The 16,538-nt window shown below is 60.4% G+C and carries 16 protein-coding genes; 14 read left to right on the top strand and 2 right to left on the bottom strand.

Translation table 11 applies throughout. The features are described 5' to 3' along the window. Window positions 1-29: 29 nt before the first annotated feature. From P8A25_RS04440 to P8A25_RS04405, 8 genes are all read left to right on the top strand, one after another. Window positions 30-962, top strand: a complete 933-nt coding sequence (locus P8A25_RS04440; RefSeq protein WP_215442730.1) for a metal ABC transporter substrate-binding protein — start codon at window positions 30-32, stop codon at window positions 960-962. Next, window positions 959-1,393, top strand: coding sequence for a hypothetical protein (locus P8A25_RS04435; RefSeq protein ID WP_215442731.1), 435 nt, complete (start codon window positions 959-961; stop codon window positions 1,391-1,393). Before P8A25_RS04440 ends, P8A25_RS04435 begins: the two co-directional genes overlap by 4 nt. Further along, complete coding sequence (locus tag P8A25_RS04430; RefSeq protein WP_251828041.1) at window positions 1,384-2,190, top strand: metal ABC transporter ATP-binding protein; 807 nt, start codon at window positions 1,384-1,386, stop codon at window positions 2,188-2,190. The genes P8A25_RS04435 and P8A25_RS04430 overlap by 10 nt, the downstream gene beginning before the upstream one ends. Next, complete coding sequence (locus tag P8A25_RS04425; protein WP_022397028.1) at window positions 2,187-3,050, top strand: metal ABC transporter permease; 864 nt, start codon at window positions 2,187-2,189, stop codon at window positions 3,048-3,050. Before P8A25_RS04430 ends, P8A25_RS04425 begins: the two co-directional genes overlap by 4 nt. Window positions 3,051-3,162: 112 nt before the next feature. After that, window positions 3,163-3,654 carry a UvrB/UvrC motif-containing protein gene (locus P8A25_RS04420; RefSeq protein WP_102721371.1) on the top strand — a complete coding sequence of 164 codons (492 nt, stop codon included), beginning with the start codon at window positions 3,163-3,165 and terminating at the stop codon, window positions 3,652-3,654. 5 nt (window positions 3,655-3,659) lie between these two features. Beyond that, on the top strand, window positions 3,660-4,715 hold the full coding sequence (locus P8A25_RS04415) for a protein arginine kinase (protein WP_102721370.1): 1,056 nt from the start codon (window positions 3,660-3,662) through the stop codon (window positions 4,713-4,715). Between the two features lie 27 nt (window positions 4,716-4,742). Next, complete coding sequence (locus tag P8A25_RS04410; RefSeq protein ID WP_215442732.1) at window positions 4,743-7,325, top strand: ATP-dependent Clp protease ATP-binding subunit; 2,583 nt, start codon at window positions 4,743-4,745, stop codon at window positions 7,323-7,325. A gap of 707 nt (window positions 7,326-8,032) precedes the next feature. Beyond that, a complete protein-coding gene (locus tag P8A25_RS04405; RefSeq protein ID WP_022397024.1) occupies window positions 8,033-8,824 on the top strand; it encodes a PEP-CTERM sorting domain-containing protein in 792 nt (263 codons plus the stop codon). A gap of 187 nt (window positions 8,825-9,011) precedes the next feature. Here P8A25_RS04405 and P8A25_RS04400 read toward each other — a convergent pair whose 3' ends face one another. Further along, window positions 9,012-9,380 (bottom strand): rhodanese-like domain-containing protein, encoded by a 369-nt coding sequence (locus P8A25_RS04400; RefSeq protein ID WP_215442733.1) that lies wholly within the window; start codon window positions 9,378-9,380, stop codon window positions 9,012-9,014. 200 nt (window positions 9,381-9,580) lie between these two features. After that, window positions 9,581-10,459, bottom strand: coding sequence for a fumarylacetoacetate hydrolase family protein (locus tag P8A25_RS04395; RefSeq protein ID WP_215442734.1), 879 nt, complete (start codon window positions 10,457-10,459; stop codon window positions 9,581-9,583). Window positions 10,460-10,628: 169 nt separating this feature from the next. Between P8A25_RS04395 and P8A25_RS04390 the strand changes: the two genes are divergently transcribed. The 6 genes from P8A25_RS04390 (at window position 10,629) to trpS (ending at window position 16,506) form a co-directional block, all read left to right on the top strand. Further along, window positions 10,629-12,185 (top strand): 2-isopropylmalate synthase, encoded by a 1,557-nt coding sequence (locus P8A25_RS04390; RefSeq protein WP_215442735.1) that lies wholly within the window; start codon window positions 10,629-10,631, stop codon window positions 12,183-12,185. 130 nt (window positions 12,186-12,315) lie between these two features. Further along, window positions 12,316-13,230, top strand: a complete 915-nt coding sequence (locus tag P8A25_RS04385; RefSeq protein ID WP_102752970.1) for an SMP-30/gluconolactonase/LRE family protein — start codon at window positions 12,316-12,318, stop codon at window positions 13,228-13,230. Between the two features lie 120 nt (window positions 13,231-13,350). Next, window positions 13,351-13,806, top strand: coding sequence for a GatB/YqeY domain-containing protein (locus P8A25_RS04380; RefSeq protein ID WP_022397019.1), 456 nt, complete (start codon window positions 13,351-13,353; stop codon window positions 13,804-13,806). Then, entirely contained in the window at window positions 13,803-14,498 is a 696-nt protein-coding gene (ispD, locus tag P8A25_RS04375; RefSeq protein ID WP_102726756.1) for a 2-C-methyl-D-erythritol 4-phosphate cytidylyltransferase, read from the top strand. Before P8A25_RS04380 ends, ispD begins: the two co-directional genes overlap by 4 nt. After that, the gene (locus P8A25_RS04370) at window positions 14,495-15,358 is read left to right on the top strand and encodes an NAD-dependent epimerase/dehydratase family protein (RefSeq protein WP_215442736.1); all 864 of its coding nucleotides are present in this window, start codon (window positions 14,495-14,497) and stop codon (window positions 15,356-15,358) included. The genes ispD and P8A25_RS04370 overlap by 4 nt, the downstream gene beginning before the upstream one ends. Before the next feature lie 182 nt (window positions 15,359-15,540). Next, window positions 15,541-16,506 (top strand): tryptophan--tRNA ligase, encoded by a 966-nt coding sequence (gene trpS / locus P8A25_RS04365; protein WP_215442737.1) that lies wholly within the window; start codon window positions 15,541-15,543, stop codon window positions 16,504-16,506. Window positions 16,507-16,538: the final 32 nt, after the last annotated feature.

The following is a 16,538-nucleotide window of genomic DNA, read 5'->3' as shown; positions in this document are numbered from 1 at the left end:
CACTTGAAGGGCGGTTCATAATGCGGAACATGCTCCGGCGCATTCTGATTCCTTTTCTGTGTCTTCTGGGCCTGTTCTGCACTCTTCAGGCCCAGGACGCCCCCGCCCTGAAAATCGCGGCCCTGCACCCAATTCTGGGGGATATGGCCCGCGCCATCGGCGGCAGCCACGTGCAGGTGGCGGACCTGCTGCGCCCCAACGGCAACCTGCACAGCTTTGAACCCGCTCCGCAGGATATCGCCGCCGCAGGGCAGGCGCGCCTGGTTCTGGCCTCCGGCAAGAATCTGGAGCCGTACCTTCCCAAGTTGAAAGACGCGCTGGGCGGCAGGGCGCAAATTCTGGACCTGGGGGCCTCCATTCCGGACGTTCCCGTGGCGGCGGACACCGCAGACCATGACCATGGGCACGACGGGGACTGCTGCGCCCACGGCCCCAACGATCCCCACTGGTGGCACACCCCGGCCAATATGAAACGCGCCGCCCGCGCCCTGGCCGCCGCGCTCACGCGGATGGACCCGGCCCATGAGCAGGATTACAAGGCCGGACTGGCCCGGTGGAACAGAAAAATGGACCAGCTTTCCTCCTGGGCCAGGAAGGAGCTTGCGGACATTCCGGAAGCGGACCGCATCCTGGTGACGGGGCACGCGGCCATGAACCATTTCTGCAAGGAATTCGGCTTCCGCAGCATCAGCATCCAGGGGGTGAGCCGTGAAGACGAAGGCAATTCCGCCCAACTGGCCTCCACGCTGAAGAAGCTGCGCGCAGCCGGGGTAAAGGCCCTGTTCCCGGAATATTCCTCCAACCCCAAGAGCCTCACGGAGATCGCCAAATCCCTGAACATCCCCGTTGCCAAGCCGATCAATACCGACGGGCTGGCTCCGGACGGCCATACGTTCGAGTCCATGTTCAAGCAAAACGTCGGCATCATCAAGGAAGCCCTTTCCCCGTCCCCCAGGCCATGACCAGCACACCCCTGCGCCAGTTTTTCCCTACTCTGGGAGTCGTCATCCTGCTGGGGTTCTTCCTTTATAACATGACGGCAGGTACCCCCGGAGCACAGGAAGCGGACCTCCCCGCCCCCGCGGCGCAGGCCGCGGACGTTCCCACGGTCATCACGGTCAGGTGCGCCCACCGTCCGGAATTTCTTTCCATCTCCCATGGAGGCCGTGTCCTCTGGCAATCCGGGACGCCCGGCCTGCATGAAGAAGTGGAATGCGGCCTTCCGCTGGAAGACGGCTCCGTGACGCTCACCGTTTCCGCCCGCTGGCCGGAAGGCACGCCGGACACCCCCGTTACGCTGGAACTGGAACCGGAGGGCAGGCCGTCCGCCTCCGCCACCCGCTGGTCCTTCGGCCCTTCCCTGAACGACAGCTACTCCTTCTCATGGAAATAAACAGTCCAGCCCCCCACTGCTCCCAGGACCACATCTGCTGGGGCGCGCATGCCAGCCACCCGGACCGCCACCGGCTGGAAGTGCGGAACCTCAGCGTGTATTACGGGAGCCTTCTTGCCCTGGACGGCATCAGCTTTTCCATCACCTGCGGCCACACGCTGGCCCTGATGGGCCCCAACGGCGCGGGAAAATCCACGCTGATCAAGGCCCTGGCCGGACTGCTCCGTCCCGATTCCGGGGAAATCCTGTGGAACGGCAGCCCTCTTCACGATACGCCGGGAGAAATCGCCTACCTGCCCCAGCGTTCCGACGTGGACTGGTCCTTTCCCATCACCGTCCGCGCGCTGGTGGAAATGGGCCGCTATCCGTCCCTGGGACTGTGGAAAAAATTCGGGCGCCATGACCGGGACATCGTAGAAAAATCCCTTCACGCGCTGGGCATGGAATCCCTGGCGGACCGCCAGATTTCAGAACTTTCCGGAGGACAGCAGCAGCGGGCATTCCTGGCGCGCGCCCTGGCGCAGGAAGCCCACGTCCTGCTGCTGGACGAACCCTTCACAGGGCTGGACGCCCCGGCCTGCCAGTCCCTGGGGCGGCTGCTGGATTCCCTGGCGGCGGAAGGACGGCTGGTCATCGCCTCCCATCACGACCTGAACACGGCGGCGGACATTTTTGACACCATCCTGCTGATGAACCGCGAGCTGGTCGCCTTCGGCCCCCCGGGGGAAGTGCTTGCTCCCTCACGCATCCGGGAGACGTATGGAATGGAACCTCAACCGGAAACCCAAGTTTCATGATGGACGACTTTCTTCAATTCCTCCGCGAACCCATCGCGCAGCGATCCCTGCTGGCATGCGTCATGATCGGCTTTGCCAACGGCTTCGTCAGCGGGCTGGTCATCCTGAAAAAATCGGCTCTCCAGATCGGCACGCTCTCCTGCGCCCTGTTGCCGGGCATAGCGGTGGCGGTGCTCCTCTTCGGCCTCACCCGCTGGAGCCTCCTGACGGGGGCCGTGGTGGCCGCCCTGCTGGTGGGCCTGGGTTCCTTATTCGTCTCCCGCACGTCCCGGCTGAACCAGGATACCGCCCTGTCCATCCTGCACACCACGGCCTTCGCCGCGGGTTTCATCGTACTGGTGCGGCTGGGCCTGCAGCAGAAAATTGACGACTGGCTGTTCGGCTCCATCATGAGCCTGTCCGACTCCGACCTGTGGATCGCCTTCGCCATCAGTTCCGTCAGCGTCCTGATCCTGCTTCTCTTCCGCCGCCCCATCCTGATCTACCTCTTTGACCCGGACATCGCCACCACGCTGGGCATTCCCTCCCGCCTCATCAGCTACGGCATCTTCACCCTCATCATCCTGGTGCTCGTCTCCTCCCTCCAGGCCGTGGGGGCGTTCCTGACGCTGGGGCTTCTCGTCGGTCCGGCCGCCACGGTGTACATGCTCACCAACAAGCCTTCCCACCTCTTCTGGGGCGGCGGAATCATCGGCGGACTGGGCTCCCTGCTGGCCTTTTACCTGTCCTTTCCGCTGGGCTGGCACCTGGGCGCAACCATCATTCTGGTGCTGGGAACCTTCTTCTGCGCAGCCTACTTGTATTCATCACGGTGCGGGCTTCTAAAACAGCGCAGAAAGAATTCTTCCTCCGTACAATAACAAGGCCCGTTTTCATGACAATCCATGACACGCAGACTACTAGTCCGCCGTGGGGGTCGCCATTATAATGCGGGTTGTGAAAAAATGTGAGATATGCTCTGCACCGGCAACGGTGTTCCTGACACAGATCATCAACGGGAAATCCACCAAATTCTGCCTCTGCGCCAAATGCGCCCAGGAGCGGGGCCTGCTGGACCCGGACGCTTTTGATCTGGCGGAGAAACTGTTCCCGAACCTTCAGGGCCAGTTCGGCAAGGAAGGCGCGGCGGACCCCGCCGCCCCCATTCCGGCCCTGCAGTCCCTACCGCTCACAAGCTGCCCGATCTGCTCCTTCACCCTTCAGGATTACAAAAATGTAGGACGCCTGGGCTGCAGTGAATGCTACAACGTCTTTGAAGAAGAGATACTCCCTCTTCTCACCCAGATTCAGCCTGATTCCCACCATCACGGAAAAACGCCCGAACGGGCGGAAAAGCGCGAAACGGAAACCCATACCATCAGTGATCTGGAACAACAACTTTCCCTGGCAGTGGCAAGAGAGGATTATGAACGCGCGGCCAAGCTCCGCGATCAAATCAAGCAATTGCGCACGCCGACCAATTAACGTACATGCTCTTTGACGACTTACTAAACAACCCCGCCAAATGGATGGTGGAATCACGGGATGAACACGACATCGTTCTCACCTCCCGCATCCGCCTGGCACGCAATCTGACCGCCACCCCTTTTCCCGGCTGGGCCACGCGCCAGCAGAGGGAGGAAACGCTGAAGCTCACCTCCGGTGAAGCGCGCCAAATCCCCGTCATGAAGGGAGGCTATTACGCGGAACTCTCCGGACTCACCCAGCAGCAAAAACAGCTGCTGGTGGAACGCCACCTCATTTCCCGGGAACTGGCCGCGCGCTCGGAAGGCTGCGCCGTTCTCATCTCACGCAGCCAGAACGCCAGCATCCTCTTCAATGAGGAGGACCACCTGCGCCTTCAGTACATCCTGCCCGGCATCCAGCTTAAAAAAGCATGGGGAGCCATCTCCAAAATAGACTCCGAACTGGAAGCCAGGCTCCCGTACGCCTACAACACGCGGCTGGGCTACCTCACCGCCTGCCCCACCAACCTGGGCACGGGCATGAGGGCCTCCGTGATGATGCACCTGCCGGGCCTCGTCATCTCCGAACAGATGCAACAGGTCGTCCAGGCGGCCGTGCAGCTCAACATCACTGTCCGCGGCCTGTACGGAGAAGGGACGGAAGCCACCGGCAACCTCTTCCAGATTTCCAACCAGACCACGCTGGGAGACAGCGAGGACCAGATCGTGGAACGCATGACCCGCTTCACCTCCGACCTGGCCCACCAGGAATGGAACGCCCGCAGGCGGCTGCTCCAGGCTTCCTCGCTCCAGGTAAAAGACCGCGTTTCCCGCGCCTACGGCCTCCTGACCAACGCCACCCTGCTATCCACGCAGGAGGCGCTGGCGCTGCTCTCCTTCCTCCGGATGGGAGCATCCCTGGACATCTTTTCCCACCAGGCATTAAAAAACGTCAATAAAACCATACTGAACATTCAGCCGGCCCACCTGGCCCGCCTGTCCACTACGGACCAGACAACTCCCGAAGACAGGGACCAGATCCGTGCGGACATTATCCGGAAGGAACTTTCCGGAAACTGATGCAACAACAAAACTTCTTTACAATACATGAACAATTTTACGCCTAGGGCGCAACAAGTGCTGGCGCATGCGCGCCGGGAAGCGGACCGCTTCAATCATCATTACATAGGGACCGAACACCTGCTCCTCGGGCTGCTCAAGCTGGGCAAGGGCGTAGCCGTCACCATCCTGGAAAACCTGGGGGTGGAGCTTACCGCCGTGCGCAGGCAGGTGGAGGAACAAATAGGCCGGGGCACGGAGCCCCAGGCGGAGGGCAACATCCCGTACACCCCCAGAGTCCGCAAGGTCCTGGCGATGGCCAACCGGGAAGCCCAGGAACTCAACCACACGTATGTGGGCACGGAGCACCTGCTCCTGGGCCTCATCCGGGACGGCGACGGCGTGGCCGGCCAGATTCTGCGCCACTTCGGCGTGGATCTGGAACAGGCGCGGCGCGAGCTGCTGGACGTACTGACGCCCAAATACCAGATGGACGCGGATGAAGACAACATCATCCCGGACGACGATGACGACGAGGAGGAAAACGAATCCCCCGCCATCCCGACGGACGAACCTTCCTCCCCCACCTACTCCCGGCAGCAGAAATCCAAGACTCCCGCTCTCCAGGCCTTCGGCCGGGACATGACCCAGCTGGCCCGGGACGGCAAGCTGGACCCCGTGATCGGCCGTGCCTCCGAAATTGAGCGCGTCATCCAGATCCTGTGCCGCAGGAACAAGAACAACCCCGTCCTGCTCGGTGAAGCCGGGGTGGGCAAGACCGCCATCGTGGAAGGGCTGGCCCAGGAAATAGCCCAAGGCCACGTTCCGGAACTCCTGCGCAGCAAGAGAGTCATCTCCCTGGACCTGGCTCTGATGGTGGCGGGCACCAAGTACCGCGGCCAGTTTGAAGAACGGCTCAAGGCCGTGATGGATGAAATACGCCGGGAAGGCAACGTCATCCTCTTCATTGACGAGCTGCACACCATCGTGGGCGCGGGCTCCGCGGAAGGCTCCATGGACGCCTCCAACATCATCAAGCCCGCCCTCTCCCGCGGGGAGCTCCAGGCCATAGGCGCCACCACGCTCAATGAATACAGAAAACACATTGAGAAGGACGCCGCCCTGGAACGCCGCTTCCAGCAGGTGCAGGTGGGGGAACCCTCCGTGGAGGATACCATCCAGATTCTGGCCGGCATCCAGCCCAAGTATGAGGAACACCACAAGGTTCATTATACGAAAGAGGCCGTGGAAGCCGCAGCCAAGCTCTCCCACCGCTATCTGACGGGCCGCTTCCTGCCGGACAAGGCCATTGACATCCTGGATGAAGCGGGAGCGCGCAAGCGCGTCTCCCAGATGACCCGCCCAGACCACATCAGCGAGATGGAAGTCCGCATTGAGGAAATCAAGGAACGCAAGGACAAGGCCGTGGACGGCCAGCTCTTTGAGGAAGCCGCCCGCCTCCGCGACGAGGAAAAACAGGCCAAGGCGGAACTCCAGAACATGCTGGACACCTGGCGCAACTCCTACGAGACCAACTACGTCCCCGTAACGGATGAAGACGTGATGAGCGTGCTCGCCAAATGGACCGGCATTCCGCTGGCCCGGATGGAGGAAAAGGAAACCACCAAGCTCCTGCGCATGGAGGAAGAACTGAAAAGCAAGGTCATCGGCCAGGACGAGGCGGCCTCCGCCATCGCCCGCGCCCTGCGGCGCAGCCGCGCGGACATCAAAGACCCGCGCCGCCCGATCGGCTCCTTCCTCTTCCTGGGGCCCACCGGGGTGGGCAAAACCTACCTGGCCCGCAACCTGGCGGAAATCATGTTCGGCACCGCGGACGCCCTGATCCAGGTGGACATGAGCGAGTACATGGAAAAACACACCACGTCCCGCCTCATCGGCTCGCCTCCCGGCTACGTAGGCCATGACGAAGGCGGCCAGCTCACGGAAGCCGTCCGGCGCAGGCCCTACTCCGTTATCCTCTTTGACGAAGTGGAAAAGGCCCACCCGGACGTCATGAACCTGCTTCTCCAGATTCTGGAGGAAGGCAGCGTGACGGACTCCCTGGGACGCAAGATCAACTTCCGCAACACCATCATCATCCTGACCTCCAACGTGGGGGCCGCCTCCGCCAAGCGGCAGAGCGCCATGGGCTTCGGCGCCATGTCTGCCGACAATGCGGACTACGCCGCCATGAAGGAAAAGATTCTGGAAGCGGCGCGCAAGCAATTCCGCCCGGAATTCCTGAACCGCTTTGATGACATCTCCGTTTTCCGCATGCTGGAACGGGACGACCTGGAACGCATCGTACAGCTGGAAGCGGACAAGCTCATCTCCCGCCTCAAGACCAAGAACATCACGCTGGCCCTGAGCCCGGAAGCCCTGAGCCTGATCATCAAAAACGGCTACGATCCGCAGTACGGCGCGCGCCCGATGCGCCGCGCCATCGAACGGCTGCTGGAAGACCCCCTGGCGGAATCCCTGCTGAGGGGAGACGTGAAACCCGGCGACAAGATTGAAGCCGTGGAAACGGACGGAACGGAAACGCTCACCTTCCTGCACGTCAAGGACAAGGCGGCTCCGAAAACCAAAACTCCCCGTAAAAGGACTCCCCGCAAGCCGAAGGCGGAATAACCTTACGGACAACAATTAAACAGGAACCCTCCGCATGACTCCATGCGGGGGGTTTTCTTCTTTGAAGGAAATGCCGTCCCGCCGGAACGGGAGGAATCTTCATCCCGCTCCCTTCTATGGGCTTGCCGTCAGGAAAGGGAGAGGAACGGTTCCTGCCCGGGCGGCATTGTCCAGAATTGCCGGGAAAAAACAGTCTCATCCGGCAACGGTGGAACAGCACTTTCCAGGGCTGGGATAAAAGCCTTTTTACTTATTGAATAAATCTTGATTTTGATTTTTAAACGTCACGGATTTATAATCCGGAGTCAAGCTTCAGTTCTAAAAGCAAGTCACTTGTGTTAAACGGTCGTTTCATTACTTAAACTTTTTCCGGAAGGAAAGGTTGTTTTGATTGGCACAACCGTGCAGGAGCACCGCATGCCGTTGCTGCAACCGGAATTTATACATCCGCCAGGAAGTACTTGCTTTTAAGAAGTAAAGTTCGCTGACGCTCAAGTTCCTATTCAAATGCCGCAGCGGCCTGCGGCTCTGCTGACGCGGTCAAATATTTTCCATTTTTTCCATGGAATGGCCGTTCCGGAATTGAAGATGGGCACAGGGTGTATTCCCCTCATTCGATTTTAATTCATAACGGATTATAAATTCGCTATTTATCTACTTCTAGGAAGGGTGTTCTATCATTTCCAATCACGTATCTCATTGATAGCATGAAGAAGACATTATTCATTCTGGCAACCATGGCGGCAGCGGCGGTTGCGGCTGAAGCCTCCACCGTTCTGATTTCGTTCGGGATCAATTCGGGCAATGGCACCTCCGTTGTGGACGGCACGTATCTGGGGGAATCCGGACAACAAGTGAACAAAATCTCCACGGGCAGCTCCTCTTCCTACACTTCCGGAACACTGGTAACCAGCGGAGGGGACGCTACCGGCATCACCCTGACGACCGGCGGCGTCTGCTGCGGGAGCGGAGGCGTTCTGACGGATGGTTCCGCCAAAGACTCCGCCCTGGGCCAGGGCAACAAGTTTTACGATGTTTTCGGCCAGGATATGACCACCGGCAACCCGATGGGCGGCGTCATCAATGGAAACAGTGCCAACGGCAACTTCACGATGTCCCTGAACAACCTGTCCGCCGGCACTTACACGCTGACCATGCTGGTGGGACGCGGAAACAACTACGGTGCGGGCAACACTTCTTCCTTCAGCCTTGACGGCACCGGAATCTCTAACATTTCCGCCAGCCTGGACGACTACTCCACCGGGTCCGGCGCTACGCTGAACGGCGCCACCGTCACGGGCAACACGCATACCGGAGACTGGATGGTGGTGACCTATACATTCGACGTGGCTGCCGACGGAACCCAGCTCAATATCCAGTCCCAGGGCGGAAGCGGCAGCATCAATGCCCTGGCGCTGGCCTCCGTTCCGGAACCGGCCACGGCCAGCCTCGGACTGCTGGGCCTGGGCGCTCTGCTGATGCGCCGCAAACGGGCATAAACCCTGCCTCATTTTCATCAAGCTCCGGCCGTTCTTCTACAGGGCGTCCGGAGCTTGATTTATTTACAGGACAGGCATGGATGGATTTCATGGCCTGTGCTTTTTACATCAAACAATGCTCCGCAAACCGGAACCGGCATGGCCGTACGCATTCCGGGCTCCGCGCACCGGCAAAACGGGCCGAGGGCTACATCTCAAACCGGTGCAGGTTCTCCAAATGGGAATACCCCATTTTCCTGAGGGTTTCCATCGCCTTGTCCGCCCTCTTGCCCGTCCGGCAATATAACAGAATTACGGCATTCTTGTCCGGAAGCAGTTGAGGAGCCAGCTGCTCCACCTCATCCACCGGAATATTCAAGGCTCCCTCCTTGTGGCCCGCGCGGTATTCCTCCGGGGTACGGACATCCACCAGCACGACATCGTGCGCGGCGTCATCCTCCGGAGACACCACCATGGCGGAGGAAGCCGGAGCACGTTCCGTATTCCTCCCCTTCAGCCAGACGAAGAGGGCCGTCAGCCCGGTCACCATCACCACGTACAGAACCACGTTTTTCACGCATCCACTTCACTAAACCATGGCGGAGGAATCAAGAGAAAACAATGCCTTTCTTCCGGATGCCGCCAGTATTTGCTGCCCACTCCACACCGGCGGGGCCGTCCTCCGGAAAAACGATGCTCCGGCGACAGGAGAAAACACAGTCCACGCGCGGAGAAGCCTTTCCCTTCTCCACTTCCTGAAAGGCTTGAACGTCCGGCCTACTCCTCGTCATCAATCACCACAGCCTGGGAGGCATAGCCGAAAGCGGGGCTTCCCCACTCCACCACGTCCCCGGGCTTCAAATAACCCGGAGGATTCATTCCCATGCCCACGCCTCCCGGAGTGCCGGTGGAAACCACGTCTCCCGGCCACAGGGTCATGAAACGGGAAATATAGGCAATCAGGCGAGGAACGGGCCAGATCAGGCCGTCCGTATTGCCCTGCTGGCGAACTTCCCCGTTCACCTTCAATTCAAGCGGAATACCGGAGCCGTCCCCCAGTTCCTCCGCGGAAATAAAAGTGGGGCCCATCGGGGCAAAGCTGTCGTAGCTCTTCCCCTTGGTCCACTGGCCGCCATGTTCCAGCTGGTTGGCCCTTTCCGAATAATCGCACATCAGGGTATAGCCGCTGATGGCCCGCGCGGCCTCCTCCGGGGAAGCGTTCTTCAGCACATTCTTAATCACTACGGCCAGTTCAATCTCATAATCCAGCTTGTCGCAGCCGGGGGGATATAAAACGACGTCACTGCAAGAGGTGATGGCGGAAGGGGACTTCAGGAAAATAGCGGGCTCCTGCACAGGATCGCCGTCAAACTCCTTAGCGTGGTCCGCATAGCTCTTTCCCAGGCACACCAGCTTGGAGGGGGAACAGGGCAGCGCGGTATCAATCATCCAGTCAGGATTTACAGCCTTGGCGGCTGGATTATCCAGAAACGCAGCGATGCGCTTCATCTCCTCTCCGCTGGAATCCGTTTCCCCGCAAATGCAGGCATCCACCTCCGCAAACACGGAATCCGCCACCAGGTACTCCCCGCGGCTTTCACTCCACAGGGCCATGATGCGTTCCGCCTGGTCATTCAGGTAAAATCTGATTTTCACCCTCTCATCCTACAGCTTTTCCATTTTCAGGCAAAGAACGGTTCCGTCATTCTTCACCCGCAGCGGCCTTACGCCCTGTTCATTCCCCCCTCCGTGAGGGCATGCAGCGCGTAGGGCTTGCGTTGCCGGAGCAAAACATTATTATACCGGGACTTAATATCATCAACCCATGTCCGACCAAATATACTTTTTTGACACTACCCTGCGCGATGGAGAACAATGCCCCGGAGCATCCATGAACCTACGCGAAAAGCTGGAAGTGGCGCGTCAAATGGAACGGCTGGGCATGGACGTGATCGAAGCCGGCTTCCCCTGCATTTCCGACGGCGATTTTGAAGCCGTGCATACCATCGCCAGTGAAATCAAAAAATGCCGCATCGCCGGACTGGCCCGCTGCGTGAAGGCGGACATTGAATCAGCCGCCAGGGCCCTGGAACCCGCCGGGGACCGCGCCCGCATCCACATCTTTCTGGCCACTAGCAAGCTGCACATGCAGTTCAAGCTGAAAAAGGCGGAAACGGAAATCCTGCGCATGGCCGCGGAAGGCGTCTCCTACGCCAGGCAATTCGTGCAGGACGTGGAATTCTCCCCGGAAGACGCCTCCCGCACGGACCTGGACTTTCTGACCAAGGTGGTGGAAACCGTCATTGACGCCGGAGCCACCACCGTCAACATTCCGGACACCGTGGGCTACACCACGCCGGACGAATTCTACCGCATCATCCGCCACCTCAAGGAAAACGTGCCGAACATCGGCAAAGCCGTCATCTCCGTCCACTGCCACAACGACCTGGGCCTGGCCGTAGCCAACTCCCTGGCCGCCGTCCGCGCCGGAGCCCGGCAGGTGGAAGGCACCATCAACGGCATTGGCGAACGCGCCGGGAACGTGGCCCTGGAAGAAGTCATCATGGCCCTGCGCACCCGCGCCGGGCAATTTGGGGACGTCACGGACAACATCAACACGCGTGAAATCGTCCGCACCTCCCGCATTGTGGCCCGCATGAGCGGCATGCAGGTGCAGCGTTCCAAGGCCATTGTGGGGGAAAACGCCTTCGCCCACTCCTCCGGCATCCACCAGCACGGCATTCTCAACTGCCGGGAAACCTATGAAGTCATGGATCCGCAAGCGGTCGGGTGGGGAGCCACGGAACTCCCGCTCACCAAGCACTCCGGCCGCGCCGCCGTCAAGGCCAGGCTGGAACAACTGGGGCATGTGCTCACGGAAGAGGAAGTAAACGCCGTCTTTGAGCGCTTCAAGAAAGTGGGAGACTCCAAGAAATTCGTTTATGACGATGACCTGTCCGCTATTGTGGACGACTCCCTGCACGCCTCCTCCGGCCTGTGGGAGCTGGACTTCCTGCAATTCGTGGCAGGCAGCCACGCCCGGCCCACGGCTACGGTAGGACTGCTCAAGGAAGGCAAAAAATTTGAAGACAGCTCCACGGGCAACGGAGCGGTGGACGCCGTCATCAAGGCCATTGAACGCATCACCAAGCGCAAAGGCACGCTGAAAGGCTACAGCGTCAACGCCGCCTCCGAAGGGAAGGACGCCCTGGGGGAAGTCACGGTGCACGTGGACTTCGGCCAGCCCAAGCCCATCGTGGGCAAGGGAGCCTCCACGGACGTCATTGAAGCCTCCGCCCGGGCCTACCTGAACGCGGTCAACCGCTCCATCCGCATGGAAAACATGCCCCAGCCCAACAATCTGGACGCAGGAACCATCTGACCCGGTGCGCCCCGGTACGCATGCGCGAACGGGGCGCACCTCCGCACGGCGTCCGCAGGACAGCTCCTACGGCTTGCTTTTCTCCTGCTTCCGTGCCATAAATTCCAAGCCTTTTACACCGTACAACCCCATGAAAGCAACACTACTCCTTCTCTGCCTGGCGTGCAGCGCGCTGGCAGCTCCTCCAACCAAAAAACAGCCGGAGCCGGCCAAACCGCTGCCTCCGCTGGAAAAAGCCACCATTGCCATTGACGGCCACCCGGAAAGCGTGGCTGCGGACGCGGAGGGCAACATCTACTTCACCTGCATCGGCGCCAAACTGGCGCCCACGGAAAAGGACAAGGACGGCTACCTGGGCGTTATCCCGCACGGCTCCACGGAACCTAAAAAGATCACGGACGTGGACACCCTGGACGCTCCCAAGGGGCTCCTGTACCAGGACGGCTTCCTGTACTGCACGGATGTGGACATGGTCTACAAGATAGACGCCAAAACCGGCACCATTGAGGGGTATGTGGACCTGTCCCCCTCCCGCATGAAATTCCTCAACGACCTGGCGTTCATCAACGGCAGGCTCATGGTCTCCTCCACGGATACCGACCAGATTTTCTACGTGGACACGAACACCAGTTCCTACGGGGAGCTGGTCACCAAGCAGCCCATCTACAAGCCGAACGGCCTGGCCTGGGACCCGGAAAGAAAAGTCATCTACCTCTGCGAATACGCCACGGATGAAAAAGGCAAGCCCAGCGGCCGCCTGCTCTCCATCAACCCCGTCTCCCGGGAAGTCACGGAACTCTCCAAGGAACGGGGGCAATACGACGGCCTGGTGTACCGTGACAACGCCCTTTACTACAGCGACTGGTCCAAGGACAAAAAACCGGAAGCCATCCGCAGGCTGGACCTGAAAACGGGGCGTTCCGCGCCGGTAGCCACCGGTCCCATTGAAGGCGCGGCGGACTTTATCCTGTATGACTCCATGATCGTGGTTCCGGGCATGGCGGAAAAGAAAATCCACATCATGCCCATCGGCGGGAAAAAATAAACCGGGCGGTTCCGCTCTTCAACTCCCTCTCCGGGCCGTCGGCGGGCATTTCCCGCGCTGGCGGCCTTTTTCAATTTACGGCTTGAAGTACACGTGGGGATGCGCTTAGTTAATGGGGATATGAGCAAGATTTCAGACCAAATCATGGAAGGGATGAAAACCGCCATGAGAGCAAAAGACTCCGTCACCCTCAACACGCTGCGCGCCCTCAAGACGGCTCTGACGAACACGGCCATCGCCAAGGGAGGCCTGGGAACCCAGTTGGAGGAAGCGGAAGAGCTGGCCGTGGTCCGCAAGCAAATCAAGCAGCGCGAAGACTCTACGGAACAATTCCGCTCCGCCGGACGCCCGGAACTGGCCGACAAGGAAGAAGCGGAAATCGCCGTCCTCAAGCAATTCATGCCTGCTGAACTCACCGCAGAGGAAACGGAAGCCATGCTGGAAGCCGTCCTGAAGGAAACGGGAGCCTCCACCAAAAAAGACATGGGACAGGTCATGAAACTCATGCAGGAACGCACCGCCGGCAGGGTCAACGGCAAGGAACTGGCCCGCATGGTGTCAGCCAGACTATCATGAAATGCTGTGCCGCCATCATTGTAGCGGCCGGGTCCTCCCGGCGCGCCGGATTTGACAAGCTGCTGGCCCCCCTGCACGGCGTCAAGGTGCTGGAACGCAGCATCCGGGCCTTTGCCAACTGCCGGGAAATCACGGAAATCGTGGTCGTCTGCCCGGAAGAGCGCTTCCGCGCCATTGATGCTGCGGACCTGGAGACGGAAATACCCGTCACCCGCGTGGACGGAGGAGCGGAACGGCATGAATCCGTGCAGAACGGCCTGGCAGCCCTTCTCTACACGCCGGAACTTGTGGCCGTGCACGACGGAGCGCGCCCCCTCATCACGGTAGAGCAAATCTCCCGCTGCATCCAGACTGCCAGGGAATGCGGAGCGGCCGCTTCCGCGCATCCCGTGACGGACACCTTGAAGCGCGCGGACGAAGAACGCTTCACCCTGCCGGAGCAGGTGGACCGGGACGGCCTGTGGTGCATGGAAACCCCGCAGGTCTTCCAATACCCGCTCCTGCTGGATGCGTATGTGGAAGTCACGGAACGGAACATGCAGGTGACGGATGAAGTAACCGCCCTGCAGCTCATCGGCCATCCCACGCGGCTGGTGCACAACCATGAGCCAAATCCCAAAATCACCTGGCCGGAAGATGTCTCCCGCGCTGAAACACTGTTGGAACTCAAACACCTCCGCAAAGACTCATGACCGGCCTCCTGTGTACAGAACCCCGCTCCGTCCTCATTCTGGGAACGGGCTACCTGGGAAAAGCGCTGGCGGAGAGCCTGCGGCAAGCCGGTCACACGGCCCTTACGGCGGACATTGACGCACAGAAAGCCATTTATGAAGCGGACGTCACGGAGGGAGCCTCCATGCACAGCCTGGCCGCCCGCATCCCCTCCCCCCACATCATCGTCATGTGCGCCAGCACGCGGGGAGGCTCAGAGGAAGCCTACCGCAGCCTCTACATCCGCGGAACGCAGAACACGCTGGAAGCCTTCCCCGGAACGCCGGTCATCTTCTGCTCCAGCACCTCCGTCTATGGCATCACGGACGGACGCTGGATCACAGAGGAACATAACGTCTACCCCGCCTCCGGAAAAAGCGGCCTCCTCATTCAGGCGGAACAGGCGGTTCTGGCCGCGGGAGGCACCGTCGTCCGGCTGGGAGCTCTTTACGGGCCGGACCGCTGCGTGCTCGTCTCCCAATACTGCAAGAAGGGCGCGGCCCTCCCCGGAAACATGGACAGGTGGATCAACTACATCCACCGGGATGACGCCGTGGCCGCCCTGCATCTGCTCTGCACGCTCCGGGAACCGCCCACCGGCATCTACAACCTGACGGACCGCACCCCCATGCAGCTGGGAGAAATCTACTCTTACCTCTCCGGACTGCTGGGCATGCCCGCGCCACAGCCCGAACCGCTCCAGGCGGAAGCGCGCCGCGGCTTTTCCAGCCAGAGAATCTCCTGCTCCCGCCTTCTGGCCCTGGGCTGGGAGCCGCTCTACCCAAGCTTTGCGGACGGCGTGCACAACGTGCTGGAAGCGCTGGAAGCGGGGGGAGAATAAACTCCCGCCGCCGCTTCTTCTCTTCATGCCCAAGAAAACGCTCCGGGCAGGCATGAAAAAGAGAGAGAACAAACGCAGGACGCATACCGGAACAGGCGAGGCGCCCGGCCAGCCTCCCCGCCAGTCTTTGACTCTCCCCTTTCTTGACTTGCCGGGCGCGAACAGGCAAAATCCTGCGCGCAATGCGTATCATCACAGGACTTCAACCCAGCGGCAAGCTGCATGTCGGCAACTACTTCGGAGCCATGGAACCAGCCGTCCGCATGCAGGAACGCGGAGAATCCTACTACTTTCTGGCGGACTACCACGCCATGAGCACCGTTCACGACGCGGAGGCCCTGCGGGAAAACTGCAAAAACCTGGCGACGGACTTTCTGGCCGTGGGCCTGGACCCTGGAAAATGCGTCTTCTTCCGCCAGTCCTCCGTGCCGGAAGTCAATGAACTGGCCTGGATACTCGGCACCGTCTGCCCGGTGGGCCTGCTGGAACGCTGCCACTCCTACAAGGACAAAATCGCCAAGGGGTTCTCCCCCAGCAACGCCCTCTTCACCTACCCCGTCCTCATGGCGGCGGACATCCTGATGTATGACTCCGACCTGGTGCCCGTAGGCAAGGACCAGAAGCAACACCTGGAAGTCACCCGCGACCTGGCAGGCAAAATGAACGAACAATTCGGCGAAGGCACCTGCAAGCTGCCGGATGCGCTCATTGCGGAAAGCACGGCCATCGTGCCGGGGCTGGACGGGCAAAAAATGAGCAAAAGCTACAACAACACGCTCCCCATCTTCGGTGAGGAAAAAGCCGTCCGCAAGCTCATCATGAGAATCCCCACGGACTCCACCCCTGTGGAAGACCCCAAGCCCACGGAAGGCTCCGTCATCCTGCAGCTCTACAAGCTCTTCGCCTCTGCGGAAGGCTATGAAGACATGGTCCGCGACTTCAAAAACGGAGGCTGCGGCTATGGCGACTTCAAAAAACGCCTCTTTGACGCCTACTGGGAATACTTCCGTCCCGCGCGCGAACGCAGGGCGGAACTGGAAGCCAACCAGGACTACGTGCACCGGACGCTGGAAGAAGGGGCCCGCAAGGCTCGGGAAACGGCCTCCGTAGTGCTGGACAGGGTGCGCCGGGCCGTGGGCCTGATCTGAACCGGGAATGGAATGCCGGGAGAACCGGGGAC

This window comes from Akkermansia sp. BCRC 18949, from assembly GCF_045011645.1.
GTDB classification, from domain to species: Bacteria; Verrucomicrobiota; Verrucomicrobiia; order Verrucomicrobiales; family Akkermansiaceae; genus Akkermansia; species Akkermansia massiliensis.
This window is presented reverse-complemented; position numbering and strand designations above follow the sequence as displayed.

Coding starts and splice junctions, on each gene's coding strand:
- P8A25_RS04435 (WP_215442731.1), top strand. CDS start 959: ATGACCAGCACACCCCTGCGCCAGTTTTTCCCTACTCTGGGAGTCGTC.
- P8A25_RS04380 (WP_022397019.1), top strand. CDS start 13,351: ATGAGCAAGATTTCAGACCAAATCATGGAAGGGATGAAAACCGCCATG.
- P8A25_RS04405 (WP_022397024.1), top strand. CDS start 8,033: ATGAAGAAGACATTATTCATTCTGGCAACCATGGCGGCAGCGGCGGTT.
- P8A25_RS04370 (WP_215442736.1), top strand. CDS start 14,495: ATGACCGGCCTCCTGTGTACAGAACCCCGCTCCGTCCTCATTCTGGGA.
- ispD (WP_102726756.1), top strand. CDS start 13,803: ATGAAATGCTGTGCCGCCATCATTGTAGCGGCCGGGTCCTCCCGGCGC.
- P8A25_RS04410 (WP_215442732.1), top strand. CDS start 4,743: ATGAACAATTTTACGCCTAGGGCGCAACAAGTGCTGGCGCATGCGCGC.
- P8A25_RS04385 (WP_102752970.1), top strand. CDS start 12,316: ATGAAAGCAACACTACTCCTTCTCTGCCTGGCGTGCAGCGCGCTGGCA.
- trpS (WP_215442737.1), top strand. CDS start 15,541: ATGCGTATCATCACAGGACTTCAACCCAGCGGCAAGCTGCATGTCGGC.
- P8A25_RS04440 (WP_215442730.1), top strand. CDS start 30: ATGCTCCGGCGCATTCTGATTCCTTTTCTGTGTCTTCTGGGCCTGTTC.
- P8A25_RS04415 (WP_102721370.1), top strand. CDS start 3,660: ATGCTCTTTGACGACTTACTAAACAACCCCGCCAAATGGATGGTGGAA.
- P8A25_RS04430 (WP_251828041.1), top strand. CDS start 1,384: ATGGAAATAAACAGTCCAGCCCCCCACTGCTCCCAGGACCACATCTGC.
- P8A25_RS04425 (WP_022397028.1), top strand. CDS start 2,187: ATGATGGACGACTTTCTTCAATTCCTCCGCGAACCCATCGCGCAGCGA.
- P8A25_RS04390 (WP_215442735.1), top strand. CDS start 10,629: ATGTCCGACCAAATATACTTTTTTGACACTACCCTGCGCGATGGAGAA.